Here is a 16,365-nt window from a genome sequence, read left to right as displayed (position 1 = left end):
CCGGATGCGGCCACCGGCGAGGACCGATGATGATCGACGTACTGGTGGCCGCGCGCCACGACGAAGCCCTGGACATCTGCAGCTTCGAACTGGCCGCGGCCGACGCAAGCCCCCTGCCCGCCTTCAGCGCCGGCGCCCATATCGACGTGCATCTGGCCAACGGCCTGGTGCGCCAATACTCCCTGTGCAACCACCCCGCAGAGCGCCACCGCTACCTGATCGGCGTGCTCAAGGACCCTGCCTCCCGCGGTGGCTCCAGCAGCCTGCACCAGCAACTGGAGGTAGGCACGCGCCTGCGCATCAGCGAGCCACGCAACCTCTTTGCCCTGGAGCACGCAGCACGGCGCAGCCTGCTGTTCGCCGGAGGCATCGGCATTACCCCGCTCCTCAGCATGGCCGAACAGCTGGCCCACAGCGGCGCGGATTTCCAGCTGCACTACTGCGCTCGTTCGGCCCAGCGCGCGGCCTTCGTCCAGCGCTTGCAGGCCTCGCCCTTTGCCGAGCGGGTGAGCCTGCATTTCGACGAACAACCGGACACCGCCCTGGATATCGCCCAGGCCCTGGCCGGGCCCCGGGACGACGTGCACCTGTATGTCTGCGGCCCCGGTGGCTTCATGCAACACGTGCTGGACAACGCCCGGGCCCAGGGCTGGAAGGAGCAATGCCTGCACCGAGAATATTTCAGCGCTGCGCCCATCGACCACAGCGCCGACGCCAGCTTTGCGGTGAAGCTGGCCAGCAGCGGCCAGGTGTTCCAGGTACCGGCCGATCGCAGCGTGGTCCAGGTGCTGCAGGACCAGGGCATCGAAGTGCCGATTTCCTGCGAGCAAGGGATCTGCGGCACCTGCCTGACCCGGGTGCTGGAAGGGGTACCGGAGCACCGCGACCTGTTCCTCACCGAGGACGAGCAGGCGCGCAACGATCAGTTCACGCCCTGCTGTTCCCGGGCCAGGAGCCCGCTGCTGGTGCTGGATCTGTAAAGCCTCACTGCGGGCGCAGGATCAGCCTCATGCGCTCGTCGGCCACGGCCGAGCCGAAGATCTCGGCATAGCGCAAGGTGGCGTTGGCATGCTCGCGCATCAGGGCCTCGGCCCGCGCACCCTGGCCATTGACCAGGGCATCGAATATCGAGTGATGCTGCATGTGGGCATAGTTGAAGCGCCGGTATTCCCGGGCCATGTCCTGGCGGTCTACTGCCAGGGCGGTGACCGAGGCGAACGGCAGGTGGTCGTTGCGCGCCAGGGCATCGGCGATCGCCGGGTTGCCGCTGCCCGCCACGATCACCTGGTGAAAACGCATGTTGAGGTCGTGATAGAGCTCCAGATCCTCTTCGTTGACATAGCCCTTGTCGAACAGCGCATCGCCCTCGACCAGGCAGCGTTCGAGAATCGCCCGGCCCTCGGCCGACAGCCCGCGCTCGGCGGTCTGGCGCGCCGCCAGGCCTTCCAGCACCCCGCGCACCTCCACCGCCCCGGCGATGTCTTCGGCGCTCACCGAACGCACCTGAAACCCGCGACCGCCGAACCGCACCAGCAGGCCTTCCTGCTCCAGGGTGCGAAAGGCCATGCGCACCGGCATGCGTGACACCCCGAACAGCTCGGCGGTGGGCACTTCCATCAAGCGCTCGCCTGCCGCCAACTCGCCCGAGGCGATCATCTTGCGCAGCGCGACCAGCACCGTTTGACCGGGTTTGCTCATCCGGGCAGCTTCCTGAAAACGTGGGCGGCCATAGTAACGCAAGCCCCCCCGCAACACGCACCCCGAGATTGCCGTAGCCATACGAAGCAGCACGAAACAGCGGCTACCTTGTAGCCGCTGCCGAGCCTCGGCGAGGCTGCGCAAAGGTCCGCAGGACCTTGCCTGGCGATCTGCCGCCGGACCTCCAGCGCCCGTGGAATCGCTGCGTCTGCTGCGTCGGAATGCCGCCCAAGCCGTTCGCAGCCTGCGGCAGCGGCTACAGGGTTTTCAGAGCGACAGCGGGTAGCTGACAATCAGCCGGGTCTGGTCGAAGTCGCTGTTGAAACTGCGTCGGTTGGTGGCGTTGTTCAGCCGCAGGCTGAGGTTCTTCAAGGTGCCGCTCTGCAGGGTGTAGCCGATCTCGGTATCGCGCTCCCACTCATGGCCGTCATTGCCCACCTTGGTGGTGGCGCTGTCGCCACGACCGTAGCGCACCATGGCCAGCAGCCCGGGAATCCCCGAGGCGGCGAAGTCATAGTCATAACGCACCTGCCACGAACGCTCGCCGGCGTTGCTGAAGTTGCCGTTGAACATGTCGTTGCCCAGGGTCCGGCCGCTGCTGCCGTAGACCGACATCCAGGGGCTGTCGCCGCTGACTTTCTGCAACCCCAGGTACAGCGTGTGCCCGGCCCGGGAGGCGGAGAACAGGCCATAGGCGGTGTGACTGTCGACCCGGCCGATACGCGCGCTGCCATCGTCGCGGTCGATGAAGTAGCCCAGGTTCGCCCCCAGGGTCCAGTCCCCCAGCGGTTGCTTGTGCAGCAGGTTGAAGTAGCTCTGGCGGTAGATGTCTTCCAGCTGCGAATGCCAGACCCCGAGCAAGGTGCGCTGCTGGTTGAAGCGGTATTCGGCACCGGCGTAGTTGAAGCCGTCGGACTTGACCCCGGGCGCGGCCCAGGCCGAAAGGTCCTGCATGTCCGAGGAGTTGCGCAGGCTGACGGCACGGTACTGCCCGGCCTGCAGCCCCAGGCCGCTGATCTCTCGGGAGACCAGCATGGCCCCGCGGAAGGTCTGCGGCAGCAGGCGGCCGTCGTCATAACGCAGCAGTGGAATGTCCGGCAGCAGCTCGCCGACCTTGAACTCGGTGGCGGAAATCCGCGCCTTGAGGGCCGCTCCGGCGCGACCGAAATTGTCCGCGGCGCGCCCGTCGTCGTGCACCGGCAGCAACTCCGAACCGCTGGCCTGGCGGCTGCTGTCGAGCTTGAGGCCGAACAGGCCGATGGCGTCCAGGCCAAAGCCCACGGTGCCCGGGGTGTAGCCGGAGCTGAACTTGAGGATAAAGCCCTGGGCCCACTCCTCGACCTGGCCCTTGGGCGCGTCATGGTCACGAAAATCCCGGTTGAAGTAGTAGTTGCGCAGCAGCAGGTCGGTCTTGCTCCCCTCGAAAAAACCGCTGTCGTCGGCGGCCCAGGCGGGCACGCACAGGCCCACGGACAAGCAAGCCCCCACCAGGGAACGGCACTGCATCGGATGACGGGTGTTCATTATTATTGTTCTCCGCTTTTCATAGGCGCAGCCGTGCCCGACAGGCCGACAAGGGCCCGCGCGCTCACGGATGCTCAAAAGCCCGGCCAGGGCGGCCGGGCGTTATTCAAAGGTGCCGGGTCAGAAGGGATACTGACGCGGCCGGTGCTGCAGGCTGATCCAGTGGTCCCGGGTGAATTCATCAATCGCCCAGTCGCCGTTGAAGCGCCCAAGGCCTGAGTTCTTCTCGCCACCGAAGGGCGCGTTGGCCTCGTCGTTCACCGGCACATCGTTGATGTGGGTCATGCCGGCGCGCACCTGCCGGGCGAAGTTCACCCCGCGCTCCAGGTTGCCGGTGAACACCGCGCTGGCCAGGCCGAATTCGCTGTCGTTGGCCAGCTCCAGGGCATGGGCTTCGTCCCGGGCGCGCAGCAGCCCCACCAGCGGGCCGAAGATTTCATTGCGCGCCAGGTCCATGTCGGCACGCACTTCGCCGTACACATGGGGCGCCAGCAGGTTGCCGTTCTGCCCGCCCTCGTACAGTGGCTCGGCGCCCTGCTCGCGGGCCAGGGCGATCTTGTCCTGCAGGCCCTGCAACTGGCGGGCGTTGATCACCGGGCCGATCACTGTGTCCAGCGATTGCGGATCCCCCACCTTGAGCTGCTTGACCCGGGCCACGAAGCGCTGGGCGAAGGCGTCATAGAGGCGCTCGTCGACGATGATGCGGTTGATCGCCATGCAGATCTGCCCCTGGTGCAGGAACTTGCCGAACACCGCGGCGTTCACCGCCTGTTCCAGGTCGGCATCGTCCAGTACCACGAACGGGCTGTTGCCCCCCAATTCAAGCGCCACGTGCTTGAGGTGCTCGCCGCCACTGGCGATGCGGCCGATGCCGCGCCCCACCGGGGTCGAGCCGGTGAAGGTGATCAGCGCCGGCACCGGGTGCTCGACAAAGGCATCGCCGATCTCGCTACCGGCCCCCACCACCACGCTGAACACCCCGGCGGGCAGGCCCGCTTCCTCGAAGATCCTGGCCAGCAGCAGGCCGCCGCACACCGGCGTATCGCTGGCCGGCTTGACCACCACCGCGTTGCCCAGGGCCAGGGCCGGGGCGATGGAGCGCTGGGTCAGGTGCAGCGGGAAGTTCCACGGGCTGATCACTCCGACCACCCCCAGGGCGCTGCGGTACACCCGGCTTTCCTTGCCCGGCACATCGGATTCGACAATCCGCCCGTGGACCCGCGCCGGGAAGGACGCCGCCTCCAGGGTGATGGCCCGCGCCGCGCCCCACTCGGCCAGGGCCTTGATCCGCGTGCTGCCGGATTCGCGAATGATCCAGTCGACAATTTCCTCCTGGCGCCGGTCGAAGATCGCCACCGCCTGGTGCAGCACCGCCGCGCGCTGGGACGGGCCCAGGGCCGCCCATTGCGGCTGCACCTGGGCGGCCTTGGCGTAGGCCGCGTCCAGGTCGCTGCGGTTGGCCTGGGCCAGTTCCAGCAGCTGTGCACCGTCGAATGGATTGCTCACCACCAGGGTCTTGCCGGAGGCGCCGGCGCGCCACTGTCCGGCGATGGGTTGCAGGTGCAGATCGCGATAGACCGCGTTGGAATCACTCATGGAAAATCTCCTCATGGAACAGCATTCATAAACCGATGTGTCACACAAAAGCCGGCGTATGCAGGAGCTGGCTTGCCAGCGAAGGCGCCCGCCAGCGCCACACAAGCCCCAAGGCCCTCTTCGCCGGCAAGCCGGCTCCTACGAGGCGGCGCGTTTTTCGATCAGGCGCAGCAGGCCCAGCAGGGTTTCGGTGTGGGGCACGGGCACCCCGGCCTGCCGCGCCCGCTCCAGCACCTGGCCATTGATGGAGCCGATCTCCGTGGGCCGCCCTGCCAGCACGTCCTGCAACATCGAAGGCTTGTGGGTGCGGTGATGGGCAATGGCGAACGCCACACTGTCCAGGCAGCCCTGGGCATCCAGCTCTATTCCCTGGGACCTGGCCACCGCCACCACCTCCAGCACAATGGACCGGGCCAGGGCCACGCCTTCCGGCGCTGCGTCCAGCTGGCCCACGGTGCAGCCGGTGGCGGCGCACAGGCTGTTCAAGGCGGCGTTGAAGGCCACCTTCTCCCAGATAGAGGTCCAGACCTGCGGGTCCACCGCACAGTTCAGCCCGGCAGCGTCCAGCACCGCCGCCACCTCCTGGCTGGCGTTGCGCTCGCGGCTGCCTGGGGCCAGCACCCGCACCATGCCCTGGCCGTGGGAATGCACCTGCCCCGGCCCGACCATGTCGGCGGGCCAGTTGGTCATGCCGATCAGCACCTGCTGCGGGGCCACATGCCGGGACAGCGCCTCGGCATTGCCCAGGCCGTTCTGCAGGGTCAGTACGAGGGTGTGGCCGGCGATATGCCCGGCGACACTGCGCAAGGCACTGTCGGTGTGCAGGGTCTTGGTGAAGACCAGCAACAGGTCGGGGTGGCCCGTGGCCTGCTCCGGACGGCAGGCGTGCAGGCCGGTAATGCGCCGCTCGCCGCTGTCGGTGGCCAGCAGCAGGCCGTCGCTGCGGATCGCCGCAAGGTGCTCGTCGTTGATGTCCAGCAAGGTCACCTGCTGGCCGCTTTGCGCCAGCAGGCCGCCAAACAGCGAACCCATGGCGCCCGCGCCAAGAATGGTGATGTTCATCGAACCTCCTGTTTGAGTGGCCGGTTCACGCACCGGGCCGCGTTCATGACTGGCCCGGCAGGCGCCGGGGAATGTGCCGGCCCACGATCAGCAGCGCCAGCAGCGCCATGACCATCACCGAACCCAGCAGCGTGAGGTAGCCGTTGGCGCCGCCCTGGGTAATCACCAGGGCTCCGGCGAAGGCACTGAGGATCGCCCCCAGGCGCCCGAAGGCCAGGGCCGATGCGGTGCCGGTGGCGCGCACACTGGTGGGGTAGATAAAGGCGCACAGGGCAAACATGGTGGACTGCACGGCGTTGACGAACAGGCCGTGCACGCCGAAGCCGAAGATCAGCAGCCCGGTGTCCTGGTGGATGTCCACCACCTGCAACAGGAAGGCGCTGGCCGCGCCGCCGGCGCAGCAGATCAGCAGCGGCCAGAACGAACCCCAGCGAGTGATGGCCACCGCGCACACCAGCGCCCCGATCACCCCGCCCAGGTTGTAGGCGGTCAGCCCGGAACCGGCCACCGACAGCTCCAGGCCTTCGGACAGCAGCATGGTGGGCAGCCAGCTGAAAGCGCTGTAGACCGCGGTCAGGCACATGAAGAACGCCACCCAGAGGGCCAGGGTGTCACGCCCGTAGCCCAGGGCGAACAAGGCGCGGAAACCACCCTGCTTCTCGCTCTTCTGCTCCAGGGCATCGGTGTAGACCACCCCCGCCGCCATCGGCCGGCCCATGCGCCCGAGCAAGGTGCCCAGCTCGTTCCAGCGCTGGGGCCGGCGCGCCAGAAAGCGCGGCGACTCCGGCAGCGTCGCCAGCAAGGCAAAGCCCAGGACGATGGGCAGGCTGCCGCCGATGAAAAACAGGGTGCGCCAGCCGTACAGCGGCAACACATGGGAGGCGAACAACCCCGCCAGCATCCCGCCCAGGGGCACGCAGACAATGGTGGCCGTCACCGCCAGGGTACGCCGCCGCGCCGGGGTGAACTCGGCCGTCACCGTGGTGGCGCTGGGCAGCGCGCCACCGATGCCCAGCCCGGCGATAAAACGCAGGGCCGCCACCGCTAGTGCATTGGGCGCCAGGCCAATGGCGCAAGTGGCCGCACCGAACACGAAGACACTGGCAATGATCGCCATGCGCCGGCCGAACCGGTCGGCAAACAGACCGGCGCAGGCACTGCCGATGCCCATGCCTATCAGCCCGGCCGCCACCGCCGGAGCGAACGCCTCGCGGGTGATGCCCCACTCCTTGATCATCAGCGGAATGGCAAAGCCGATCAGTTGGCCGTCGAAGCCGTCCATGACGATGGACAGCGCCGCCAGCAACACCACCAGCTTCTGCATGCCGGTGAAGGGGCCATGGTCGAGCAAGGTGCCGATGTCGGCGTGGGTGGAACCGGAACGCGCCGGCTGGGGCGCGTCATCTATCACAGCAGTGACCGAAGTCGTGTTCATAACCACCTCTTTTTATTCTTCTGGTGAGTCCGCAGGTTGCGGTTGGCAAGGCCGGGCTCGCGCCCGGCGACAAGGCAGCCCTCAGGGTTCGATGGTCAGGGTCGGCACCTCGATCAGTACCGGGCGGTCGCCCGCCAGGGCCTCACTCAGGGCCTGGGCGAACGCCTCGCGGGTGTTGGCCTGCACCGAGTGCACGCCATAGCCGCGGCCGATGGCGCAGAAGTCCAGGCCGGGCACGTCCAGGCCCGGGGCGTCGCTGACCTGCAGCACACCGGCGAACCAGCGCAGGGCGCCATAGGTGCCGTTCTTGAGAATGATGAACACCACCGGGATCTGGTACTGGGCGGCCGTCCACAGCGCGGTGATACCGTAGTTGGCCGAGCCGTCGCCAATGACCCCGATCACCCGCCGCTCCGGCCGGGCCAGTTGCACCCCCACCGCCGCTGGCAGGCCGAAGCCCAGGCCACCGGCGGCCGGGAAGTAGTAGCTGCCGGGTTCGCGCATTTCCACCCGCTGCCAGAAGGCGCCTACGGTGGAGGTGGACTCCTTGACGTAGATCGCGTCCTTGGGCGCCAGCTCATCGATCACGTCGAACACGGTTTCCGGGCGCAGCAGGCCGCCCAGCTCCTCGACCGGAGCAGCCGGCGGCAAGGCCTGGGGCTGCGGCCGGTCGCAATCCGGCAGCGCCCAGACCAGGGCCTGCAGGGTCTCGGCGATGTCCCCCACCAGCGCATCGCCCATGGGCGCACGCGCCGCTTCGCCGGGGTCGCAGGTGATGTGCAGCAGCTCGGTGCCCGCGGGCAGGTAGTCCCCCGGGGCGAACTGGTGGTAGCGGAATACCGGGGCCCCCACCACCAGGATCAGGTCATGGTCCGCCAAGCAGCGGCTGATGCCGGCAATGGCTGCCGGCAGCACCCCGCGAAAGCTCGGGTGACGGGTGGGAAACGGGCAGCGCGAAGCGGACGGCGCGACCCAGGCCGGCATGCGCAGTTTCTCCGCCAGTTGCACGGCCAGGTGGTTGCTCTGGCTGCCATCCACATCCGGCCCCAGCACCAGCACCGGGTTGCGCGCTGCCGCCAGGCGCTGCACCAGCGAACGCAATTGCGCCGCCGAGGGCAGCCCGGCAGTGGCCACCTGGCGCCGGGCCAGATGCTCGACCCCGGCCGGCGCCGGGCGGGCCCAGTCGTCGTAGGGAATGGACAGGTACACCGGGCCCTTGGGCGCCTGGTTGGCCATGTGGATCGCCTGGCTCAGGGCCCGCGGCACGTCCTCGGCGCAGGCCGGCTCGGCGCTCCACTTGACCAGGGGCTTGGGCAGCTGCGGTGCATCGACGTTGGCCAGCATCGCCTCGACGCCGATCATCGAGCGCACCTGCTGGCCGGCGGTGATCACCAGCGGGCTGTGGGAGTACCAGGCATTGGTCAGGGCGCCCATGCCATTGCCGGTGCCGGCCGCGGCGTGCAGGTTGACGAAGGCCGGCTGGCCGCTGGCCAGGGCGAAGCCGTCGGCCATGCCCACCACCGCGCCTTCATGCAGGCCGAGGATGTAGCGGAAGTCTTCGGGGAAGCCCTTGAGAAAGGGCAGCTCGTTGGAACCCGGGTTGCCGAACACGGTGGTCAGGCCTTGTTGCCGCAGGATGTCGTAGGAGGCGCTATGGACGGTTTTCATATGGACCTTTGCCGCTGTTTTTTAGAATTTGAGTTACTCTTGCAGCCGCCACGAAATTGATCAAATCGATACTATCTCTATTAAAAATAAGACCCATCTATATCCATGAGGCAGCATGAGCCACATCGATCTGAACCTGATCCGCACCTTCGTCACCCTCTACGAAGCCCGCAGCGTGACCCTGGCCGCCGAGCGCCTGTTCGTCACCCAGCCCTCGGTCAGCTACGGCCTGGCGCGGCTGCGCGAGCTGTTCGACGACGGCCTGTTCAGCCGCACCCGGGACGGCATCCAGCCCAGCCAGTTGGCCGATGAGCTGTACCCGGCCTTTCGCGAATCCCTGACGCGGATCGAGAACACCGTGCACAGCACCCGGCGCTTCGACCCGGCGACCACCGAACGGCGCTTTCGCATCGCCCTCTCCGACCTTGGCGAAATGGGCTTCCTGCCGCTGATCCTGGCGCGCCTGAACCAGCAGGCCCCCGAGGCCGAAGTCGAAGTCCTGCCGCTGCAGGTGGACCAGGCCGGCGAGTGGCTCAGCAGCGCCAAGGTCGACGCGCTGATCTGCCGCAAACCCTTGACCGGCACCCGCAGCCAGGTGCTGATCCGCGAGCGCTACGTGTGCCTGCTCAGCGACCGTCATCCGCGCATCGGCACCCAGCTGAGCCTGAAGCAGTTCCTCGCCGAGCGGCACATCGCCGTGACCCGCACCACCGGCCACGGCAGCGTCGAGGACGTGCTCAAGCAGATGGGCGCCCGGCGCCGCATCAGCCTGCACGTGCCGCACTTTTCGGTGCTGCCCAAAGTGCTGCCCGGCACCGACCTGCTGACCGTGCTGCCAGCGCAGATCGCCCGCCTGTTCACCCTCGAAGGCGGCCTGCGGCAACTGGAACTGCCGTTTTCCGTGGGGGAGTTCGAAGTCTCGCTGCACTGGCACCCCAACAGCGACAGCTCCGCCGCCCTGAGCTGGTTCCGCCAGGCCGTGGCCGCGGCGATCATCGACGGCCAGTCTTGAAACAGCGCCCGCACTTTGCCGGGCCGTGCTGACAACCGCCCATCCCTTGGGCGACCATGGCCGGCCTGGGCCACAACCAGGCACCTCTCTTGAAAGGACTCTGACCACCATGAGCACCCGCTCCCTGCCTTTAGTTTTCCTGACCATTTGCATCAGCTTGCTGCTGAGCGCCTGTGGCCCCAACGTGCGCTGGATGCACCCGGACCCGTCGAAGGAACTGCTGCTGCGCGCCATGACCGAGCTCAACGGTTTTCATGCCTACGGCTTCAGCGGTGAAGACAACAGCCTGATCAGCGCCGCCGAAGCCAGGGCGCTGCTGGAAGACAGCACCCGGATCACCGAGCGCACGCCGACCTTCATGTTCGTCGAGATCAAGGGCCGCACCCTGAGCATCGTCGGTTACTCCTCCACCTATCGCCCGCGCACCCAGGACTACACCACGCCGATGATCTTCAGCTATGTCTGCGAGCTGAAAAACGCCCGCTATGCCCTGCCCCACATGGCGCCGAACATCGCCGACCTGAAGTTCACCTCGATCCCCGTGGAAAAGCTCAAGGTGGCGCTGCTGCCGCTGTCCAGCGGGCGCGTGAGCTATCCCGACTTCAATGGCAACCTGAACGTCGAGTCGGTCAACGGGCGCTACACCCGGATCAGTGCCTTTACCCGCAAGGACAGGGACTCGATCTTTTAACCCCCACCCTGGCCACACGAGGCCAGGGCCGGCTGCGGTTGCGCCGACACCGGCCGCAGCAGCAACAGGCAAGCGGCCGCCAGCACGAAGACCACGGCAAACACTGCGTACAGGTGCAGCGGCTGCCAGCCGGCATCCAGCAACACCCCGGCCACCGTGGGCGAGACAATCGCGCCCATGCGCCCGATGCCGATCCCCCAACCGACCCCGGTGGCCCGTACCGAAGCGTCGTAGACCACCGGTGACAGGGCGTAGAGCCCGGCCACGCAGCCGTTGGCGAACAGCCCGATCAGCAGCCCCAGGCCCAGGGCCGCGGCAATCGAGGAAGCCGAACCGACGAACAGCACCAGCAGCCCGGCGGTCACCAGCATGAACAGCGACAGCACCTGGGTCAGCGGCCAGCGCGAGGACAAGCCGCCGATCAGCGCCGCGCCGAAGATCCCGCCGACACTCAGCAGCACCCCGCCGGTGATCCCCTGCTGCGCCGAGAGCCCGGCGGCCACCAGCAGTTTCGGGGTCCAGCTCATGACGAAGTAGAAACCGAACATCACCAGGAAAAACAGCAGCCAGATCAGCAGCGTGGTGCGCCGCATGGGCCCGGCGAACAGTTGGCCAAAACCGCTGCCGGCGCCCTGCTCGCGTACCGCTGCCGCAGGCATTTGCAGCAGTTGCGGATGGCCCAGGCGCCCGGCCAGGCGATTGATTCGCGCCAGGGCATCGGCCGGCCGCCGGGCCAGGAGAAAGTCCAGGGATTCGGGGAGCCAGAGCAGCACCAGGGGGATCACCAGCAAGGTGACGATGCCGCCGAACAGGAACACCGAGCGCCAGCCCCAATGAGTCAACAGCCACACCGCCAGCAGCCCGCCCAGGGTCGCGCCCAGGGCATAGCCGGTGGATTGCAGGCTGACCGCCAGGCCGCGCCAGCGGCGGCTGGAATACTCGGCGGCGATCACGTTGCTGCTGGCCAGGATGCCGCCGATGCCCAGGCCGGTCAGGCCGCGCAACAGCGCCAGTTGCAAAGGGCTCTGGCTGCCGGCCGAAAGCAGCATGCCGACACCCGACAGCAGCAGGCAGAACAGGATCAGCGGCCGGCGCCCGAAGCGGTCGGCCCAGGGCGCGATAAACAGCGAACCGGCGGCCATGCCGAACAGACCGGCACTGAGCAGCAGACCGATCTGCGCCCCGTTGAGTTGCCACTCGGCGGACACCGAAGCGGCGGTGAAGGCCATCACCAGCACATCGAAGCCGTCGATCATGTTGAGGACGATGCAGATACCGATCGCCAGGCACTGGAAGGAGCCCATCGGGCCTTGGTCGACCCGTTGCTTGAGATCGTGGTTCATGGCCGTCCTCCCATGCTCGGGCTGGACGCGCAAAGCGCGGGGACGGACAGGCACACAGGCAGGTGGCACGCAGGACCGAGAACGGCCCGTGCCCTTGGGAGAACGCGCATGACGAAACCCTTTTCTTGTAATTGTTATGCGGGGACGGCCAGGAAGGTTCCTGCCATCGCCAGGGGCCTAATCAATCAATTAATGGATCCACAAACAATAGAGAGACACGCGAATAGTGATTTTTATGGGCGATTATCGCGCACTATTGACTTTTCACGCTGTAAACGAAGAAGCCTTTAGATAATGGCTTTATTTTTGGATCCATTAGCATGGATCAACTGTTTGTGAGTGGCTGGCCGGGGCAGGCAGGCGCTGCGCCTTTTGTCGCCACCTGCAGCAGCGGCGACGGAGATCGGATCCTCTGGGGATCCGATCAGTAGGCTGGGCCCGGGTTGCGGCATCGCTTCAGAGGCTCAGGCAGATTTTCCCCAGGTGCGCGCCCGAGGCTTCATGGGCGAAGGCCTTGGCGATATCCGCCAGGGGGAAGGTGCTGTCGATGATCGGTTTGATGCCGGTGGCTTCCAGGCCCCGGACCATCTCGATCTGCTGCTGGCGGCTGCCGACGATCAGCCCCTGCAGGCGCTGTTGCCTGGCCATCAGCGCCGCGGTCGGCACCGGTCCGGCCCAGCCGGTGAGCACGCCGATCAGGGCGATGTGCCCGCCAATGCGGCACGCGTTGATCGACTGCGGCAAGGTGCCCGGGCCACCGACTTCCACCACGTGATCGACGCCGCGGCCGCCGGTGAGCTTGAGCACTTCAGCGCCCCACTCGGGGTGGGTACGGTAGTTGAGGGTATGGTCGGCTCCCAGCTCGCGCACCTTGGCCAGCTTGGCGTCCGAGGAGGAGGTGGCGATCACCGTGGCACCCATGGCCTTGGCCAGTTGCAGGGCAAAGATCGACACCCCGCCGGTGCCCAGCACCAGCACGGTTTCCCCGGCCTTGAGCGCGCCGTCCACCACCAGTGCGCGCCAGGCAGTCAGGCCGGCGGTGGTCAGGGTCGCCGCCTCGGCATGGCTGTAGCCCTTGGGCGCATGGGTGAACCAGTGGCTGGGCTGGATCACCACTTCACGGGCGTAACCGTCGACGCCATCGCCCGGGGTGGTGCTGAAATCGGCGATCGCCGGGCCGCCATCGTGCCAATGGGGAAAGAAGCAGGACACCACCGCATCGCCCACCTTGAACTCGCTGACGCCCTCGCCCACCGCTTCCACGACCCCGGCGCCATCGGCCATGGGAATCCGCCCGTCGGCGGTAGGCAGCGCGCCGGTCACCACGGCGTAATCGTGGAAGTTCAAGGAACAGGCATGGATACGCACGCGGATCTGCCCGGCGCCGGGCTGGCCGGGGTCTGCCAGCTCCACGCGCTTCAGGTTGTCCAGGGATGCCGGCAGGCTGAGCTTGATGGCTTGCATGGGATGCTTCTCCACAGATCGATAATCATCAGGGGGCGAACCCTACCACCAATACCGGCTATCTGTAGCCGCTGCACCAGGCTGCGAACGGCTTGGGCGGCATTCCGACGCAGCAGACGCAGGTTTTCAGGGCCGCCACAGGCTCGGCTCGGGACCGCCAGGCAAGGCCCTGCGGGCCTTTGCGCAGCTTCGCAGGCTCAGCAGCGGCTACAGCGCTCAGCGGATTGTGTCGCGCTGCGCCACCCTTGCTCGCACAAAACACTGCTCGGTCACTGGCGCGCCCCATTGCTCGCCCTCTTGCTCCTGCACCAGCACAAAGCCCTGTTCCTCATACAACGCGCGCGCCGCATCCAGGCCCTTGAAGGTCCAAAGCCGGGTGGCGACAAAACCCCACTGGTCACAAAAGCCCAGGGCCTCGACCAGCAGCCGCCGGCCCAGCCCCTGGCCGCGGGCGGCCTCATCCAGAATGAAGCAACGCAGGAGCGCCTCGCCGCCCTCGCCCTCCCCATCAATGGCGATGGAACCGACAATCCGTTCCCCCTGCAGCGCCACCCAGACTTCATTGCGCGGGTTGTGCAAACGCCCCATCAATTCGGCCATGTCCCGCGCCACCAGGCTTTCGAAGGGCTGGCCGAAACCCGCCAGATCCGCGTAGTAACGGGCGTGCATTTCGGCGATGCGGCCAATCACTCCCGGCCGGTAGCCCCGGGCGATGGTGCTGCACTCCGGCTGTTCGGGCGCCTCTCCCAGCCGCACCGCACGCAATGCCCGGGCGTAGTCGGCGATGCCCGCACAGGCGCTGCGCTGCTGTGCCGGGCTCAGGTGGGCCAGGGCCGCGGCCACCTGGGCCTGGGCGAAACGGTCGATGCCGGCCAGGGTCTGGCGCCCCCGGGCGCTGAGCTGCAGCTTCTTGGAGCGGGCGTCCTGGTCATGGGCCTGCTCGCTGATCTCGCCGGCGTCCACCAGCTTGCGCACCAGGCGGCTGACGCTGGATTTCTCCAGGCCCAGCAGGGTCACCAGGTCACCGGCGGTCAGGGCATTGCCCTGGCCGATCTCCAGCAGTGCGTGCACCGCCGAGGGCGGGTAGTCGGTGGCGGCCAGGGTGGCCTGCATGAAGCCCAGCTCGCGGACCATCTGCCGGGAGGCCTGGCGCAGTGATGGGATAAGGGAAGCGGATGAACTCGGCATGGGCGTGACCTCGCAAGTGAGGCATTTAGTTGTACCTTGCAACCAATTAAACCTCAACCCTGCTCACTTTTCCGAGTGACAGTCAGCCCTGGTGAACGGCAATAAAAACTCAAGCACTCACTAATGAGAAGCATTACCATAAACGCCCATTTCACCCACCTCGACCTCGGAACCCCTATCGATGGTGCCCAACCCTTCGCTACAGCACGCCGTGGGCGAGCTCTACCTCCAGCATCACAACTGGGTGGTGCAACTGCTGCGACGCAAGCTCGGCAACCAGGACCAGGCCATGGACCTGGCGCAGGACACCTTTGTGCGCATCTTGCGCAGCGAGCGACTGCCGGTACTGCGCGAACCCCGGGCCTACCTCAACACCGTGGCCAGCCGCCTGTGCGGGCAGTATTTCCGGCGCCAGGCCCTGGAGCGCGCCTACCTGGAAACCCTGGCGCAGCTGGAGCCGCAGTACCAGCCCTCGCCGGAAACCCGGCTGCTGGTGCTTGAGGCCCTGGACGCCGTGGGCCAGGTGCTGGACGGCCTGGGCAGCCGGGTGCGCGAGGTGTTTCTGCTGTCCCAGCTCGAAGGCCTGACCTACCCGCAAATTGCCCAACGCCTGCAGCTCTCGGTCAACGTGGTGCAGAAAGCCATGCTCAAGGCCTACCGCCACTGCTACGCGGCGGTGTACCCGGGATGAACGCCTTCCAGCCAGTGGACGATCAGGGCGCCGTGGAGCAGCAGGTACTGGACCAGGCCCTGGAGTGGCTGGTGCTGCTGCAATCGGGCATCAGCCCCCCCGAGCAGCAGGCCGCCTGCCTGGCCTGGCGCCGGGCCGACCCGCAGCATGAGCTGGCCTGGCAGCGCCTGGCCGGCATCGGCCAGGACCTGCGCGACAGCACCCGCAGCCTGCCCGCGCCCCACGCCCGGCAACTGCTGCAGGCTCGCAGCCACCCCGGGCGGCGCACCCTGCTCAAGGGCATCGTCGGCCTGGGCGTGGTGGCCGCCAGCAGCTGGAGCGTGCGCGAACGGTTGCTGTTGCCGCAACTGTTCAGCGACTACCACACCGCCACCGGCGAGCGCCGCCAGCTGCAACTGGCCGCTGGCGCCAGCCTGCAACTGGACACGCGCACCAGCCTCGACCAGAAGGCCAGCCCCCAGGGCCTGCAACTACGGCTCAACAGCGGCCGCCTGTTGCTGACCCTGGGCAACGCCGCGCCCGTGCAGGTCACCACCACCGATGGGCACATCCAGCTCGCCCCGCGCTCGCAGTTGATCCTCAGCGTCGGCTTGCCGGGCATCAACGGCACCCGGGTACAACTGCTCGCCGGCAGCGGCTCGGTGAGCACCGCCCATGCCCCCGCGCTAAGCCTGGACCCGGGCCAGCAAGTGGATATCGCCCAACAGCGGATCAGCGCCCTGGCCGCCGTGCCCACCACGGCCAATGCCTGGACCCAGGGCCTGCTGATCGCCGAGCGTCGCCCCCTGGGCGAGGTGATCGCCGAACTCGACCGCTATCGCCCCGGCCTGCTGCGCTGCTCCGCCGAAATCGCCGGGTTGCGGGTTTCCGGCTCGTTCTCCCTGGACCAGCCGGACGCCAGCCTCGATTTGCTGGCCAGGACCCTGCCGATTCGCATCCGGCGGGTAATGGGGTACTGGGCCTCCGTGGACGCTGCCTGATTGTTTTCCTGTT

Annotated in this window: 14 protein-coding genes; 5 read left to right on the top strand and 9 right to left on the bottom strand. The window is 67.2% G+C overall.

The genetic code is table 11. The features are described from left to right. Positions 1 to 29 precede the first annotated feature (29 nt). Positions 30 to 980 carry a PDR/VanB family oxidoreductase gene (locus tag BLS75_RS01560; RefSeq protein WP_065364243.1) on the top strand — a complete coding sequence of 317 codons (951 nt, stop codon included), beginning with the start codon at positions 30 to 32 and terminating at the stop codon, positions 978 to 980. Between the two features lie 4 nt (positions 981 to 984). Here the strand turns inward: BLS75_RS01560 and BLS75_RS01555 are convergent, their stop codons facing one another. The 6 genes from BLS75_RS01555 to mdlC all read right to left on the bottom strand — a co-directional run bounded on the left by BLS75_RS01555 (position 985) and on the right by mdlC (position 8,983). Then, a complete protein-coding gene (locus tag BLS75_RS01555; RefSeq protein WP_011061753.1) occupies positions 985 to 1,698 on the bottom strand; it encodes a GntR family transcriptional regulator in 714 nt (237 codons plus the stop codon). A gap of 267 nt (positions 1,699 to 1,965) precedes the next feature. Next, a complete protein-coding gene (locus BLS75_RS01550) occupies positions 1,966 to 3,222 on the bottom strand; it encodes an OprD family porin (RefSeq protein ID WP_015635939.1) in 1,257 nt (418 codons plus the stop codon). Between the two features lie 120 nt (positions 3,223 to 3,342). Continuing rightward, on the bottom strand, positions 3,343 to 4,818 hold the full coding sequence (locus BLS75_RS01545; RefSeq protein WP_011061755.1) for an aldehyde dehydrogenase family protein: 1,476 nt from the start codon (positions 4,816 to 4,818) through the stop codon (positions 3,343 to 3,345). A 138-nt stretch (positions 4,819 to 4,956) separates the two neighbouring features. After that, positions 4,957 to 5,880 carry a ketopantoate reductase family protein gene (locus BLS75_RS01540; RefSeq protein WP_072450106.1) on the bottom strand — a complete coding sequence of 308 codons (924 nt, stop codon included), beginning with the start codon at positions 5,878 to 5,880 and terminating at the stop codon, positions 4,957 to 4,959. 43 nt (positions 5,881 to 5,923) lie between these two features. Beyond that, the gene (locus BLS75_RS01535; RefSeq protein ID WP_015635941.1) at positions 5,924 to 7,315 is read right to left on the bottom strand and encodes an MFS transporter; all 1,392 of its coding nucleotides are present in this window, start codon (positions 7,313 to 7,315) and stop codon (positions 5,924 to 5,926) included. Positions 7,316 to 7,396: 81 nt separating this feature from the next. Then, positions 7,397 to 8,983: a benzoylformate decarboxylase gene (mdlC, locus tag BLS75_RS01530; RefSeq protein ID WP_015635942.1), complete on the bottom strand. Its 1,587-nt coding sequence runs from the start codon at positions 8,981 to 8,983 to the stop codon at positions 7,397 to 7,399. Positions 8,984 to 9,098: 115 nt separating this feature from the next. On the opposite strand from mdlC, the gene BLS75_RS01525 reads away from it, so the two are divergent. Continuing rightward, positions 9,099 to 9,995 (top strand): LysR family transcriptional regulator, encoded by an 897-nt coding sequence (locus BLS75_RS01525; protein ID WP_072450105.1) that lies wholly within the window; start codon positions 9,099 to 9,101, stop codon positions 9,993 to 9,995. Between the two features lie 109 nt (positions 9,996 to 10,104). Continuing rightward, the gene (locus tag BLS75_RS01520) at positions 10,105 to 10,686 is read left to right on the top strand and encodes a hypothetical protein (RefSeq protein WP_072450104.1); all 582 of its coding nucleotides are present in this window, start codon (positions 10,105 to 10,107) and stop codon (positions 10,684 to 10,686) included. On the opposite strand, the gene BLS75_RS01515 is transcribed toward BLS75_RS01520, so the two are convergent. The 3 genes from BLS75_RS01515 to BLS75_RS01505 all read right to left on the bottom strand — a co-directional run bounded on the left by BLS75_RS01515 (position 10,683) and on the right by BLS75_RS01505 (position 14,681). After that, positions 10,683 to 12,029: an MFS transporter gene (locus BLS75_RS01515; protein WP_072450103.1), complete on the bottom strand. Its 1,347-nt coding sequence runs from the start codon at positions 12,027 to 12,029 to the stop codon at positions 10,683 to 10,685. The genes BLS75_RS01520 and BLS75_RS01515 overlap by 4 nt on opposite strands. A gap of 456 nt (positions 12,030 to 12,485) precedes the next feature. Continuing rightward, on the bottom strand, positions 12,486 to 13,493 hold the full coding sequence (locus tag BLS75_RS01510; RefSeq protein WP_065364247.1) for a zinc-dependent alcohol dehydrogenase family protein: 1,008 nt from the start codon (positions 13,491 to 13,493) through the stop codon (positions 12,486 to 12,488). Positions 13,494 to 13,709: 216 nt separating this feature from the next. Then, a complete protein-coding gene (locus tag BLS75_RS01505) occupies positions 13,710 to 14,681 on the bottom strand; it encodes a bifunctional helix-turn-helix transcriptional regulator/GNAT family N-acetyltransferase (RefSeq protein WP_072450102.1) in 972 nt (323 codons plus the stop codon). 181 nt (positions 14,682 to 14,862) lie between these two features. On the opposite strand from BLS75_RS01505, the gene BLS75_RS01500 reads away from it, so the two are divergent. Both BLS75_RS01500 and BLS75_RS01495 read left to right on the top strand, forming a co-directional pair. Next, positions 14,863 to 15,372 (top strand): sigma-70 family RNA polymerase sigma factor, encoded by a 510-nt coding sequence (locus BLS75_RS01500; protein WP_011061763.1) that lies wholly within the window; start codon positions 14,863 to 14,865, stop codon positions 15,370 to 15,372. Continuing rightward, positions 15,369 to 16,352, top strand: coding sequence for a DUF4880 domain-containing protein (locus BLS75_RS01495; protein ID WP_072450101.1), 984 nt, complete (start codon positions 15,369 to 15,371; stop codon positions 16,350 to 16,352). The genes BLS75_RS01500 and BLS75_RS01495 overlap by 4 nt, the downstream gene beginning before the upstream one ends. Positions 16,353 to 16,365 lie beyond the last annotated feature (13 nt).

The organism is Pseudomonas sp. NFPP12, assembly GCF_900103205.1.
Classification (GTDB): domain Bacteria; phylum Pseudomonadota; class Gammaproteobacteria; order Pseudomonadales; family Pseudomonadaceae; genus Aquipseudomonas; species Aquipseudomonas protegens.
Note: the sequence above shows the minus strand (reverse complement) of the source record. Positions and strands in the feature narration are given on the sequence as shown.

What these genes read in the sequence shown, in the direction of transcription:
- BLS75_RS01560 (WP_065364243.1), top strand. Translation starts at nt 30, where the DNA reads ATGATCGACGTACTGGTGGCCGCGCGCCACGACGAAGCCCTGGACATC.
- BLS75_RS01555 (WP_011061753.1), bottom strand. Translation starts at nt 1,698, where the DNA reads ATGAGCAAACCCGGTCAAACGGTGCTGGTCGCGCTGCGCAAGATGATC.
- BLS75_RS01550 (WP_015635939.1), bottom strand. Translation starts at nt 3,222, where the DNA reads ATGAACACCCGTCATCCGATGCAGTGCCGTTCCCTGGTGGGGGCTTGC.
- BLS75_RS01545 (WP_011061755.1), bottom strand. Translation starts at nt 4,818, where the DNA reads ATGAGTGATTCCAACGCGGTCTATCGCGATCTGCACCTGCAACCCATC.
- BLS75_RS01540 (WP_072450106.1), bottom strand. Translation starts at nt 5,880, where the DNA reads ATGAACATCACCATTCTTGGCGCGGGCGCCATGGGTTCGCTGTTTGGC.
- BLS75_RS01535 (WP_015635941.1), bottom strand. Translation starts at nt 7,315, where the DNA reads ATGAACACGACTTCGGTCACTGCTGTGATAGATGACGCGCCCCAGCCG.
- mdlC (WP_015635942.1), bottom strand. Translation starts at nt 8,983, where the DNA reads ATGAAAACCGTCCATAGCGCCTCCTACGACATCCTGCGGCAACAAGGC.
- BLS75_RS01525 (WP_072450105.1), top strand. Translation starts at nt 9,099, where the DNA reads ATGAGCCACATCGATCTGAACCTGATCCGCACCTTCGTCACCCTCTAC.
- BLS75_RS01520 (WP_072450104.1), top strand. Translation starts at nt 10,105, where the DNA reads ATGAGCACCCGCTCCCTGCCTTTAGTTTTCCTGACCATTTGCATCAGC.
- BLS75_RS01515 (WP_072450103.1), bottom strand. Translation starts at nt 12,029, where the DNA reads ATGAACCACGATCTCAAGCAACGGGTCGACCAAGGCCCGATGGGCTCC.
- BLS75_RS01510 (WP_065364247.1), bottom strand. Translation starts at nt 13,493, where the DNA reads ATGCAAGCCATCAAGCTCAGCCTGCCGGCATCCCTGGACAACCTGAAG.
- BLS75_RS01505 (WP_072450102.1), bottom strand. Translation starts at nt 14,681, where the DNA reads ATGCCGAGTTCATCCGCTTCCCTTATCCCATCACTGCGCCAGGCCTCC.
- BLS75_RS01500 (WP_011061763.1), top strand. Translation starts at nt 14,863, where the DNA reads ATGGTGCCCAACCCTTCGCTACAGCACGCCGTGGGCGAGCTCTACCTC.
- BLS75_RS01495 (WP_072450101.1), top strand. Translation starts at nt 15,369, where the DNA reads ATGAACGCCTTCCAGCCAGTGGACGATCAGGGCGCCGTGGAGCAGCAG.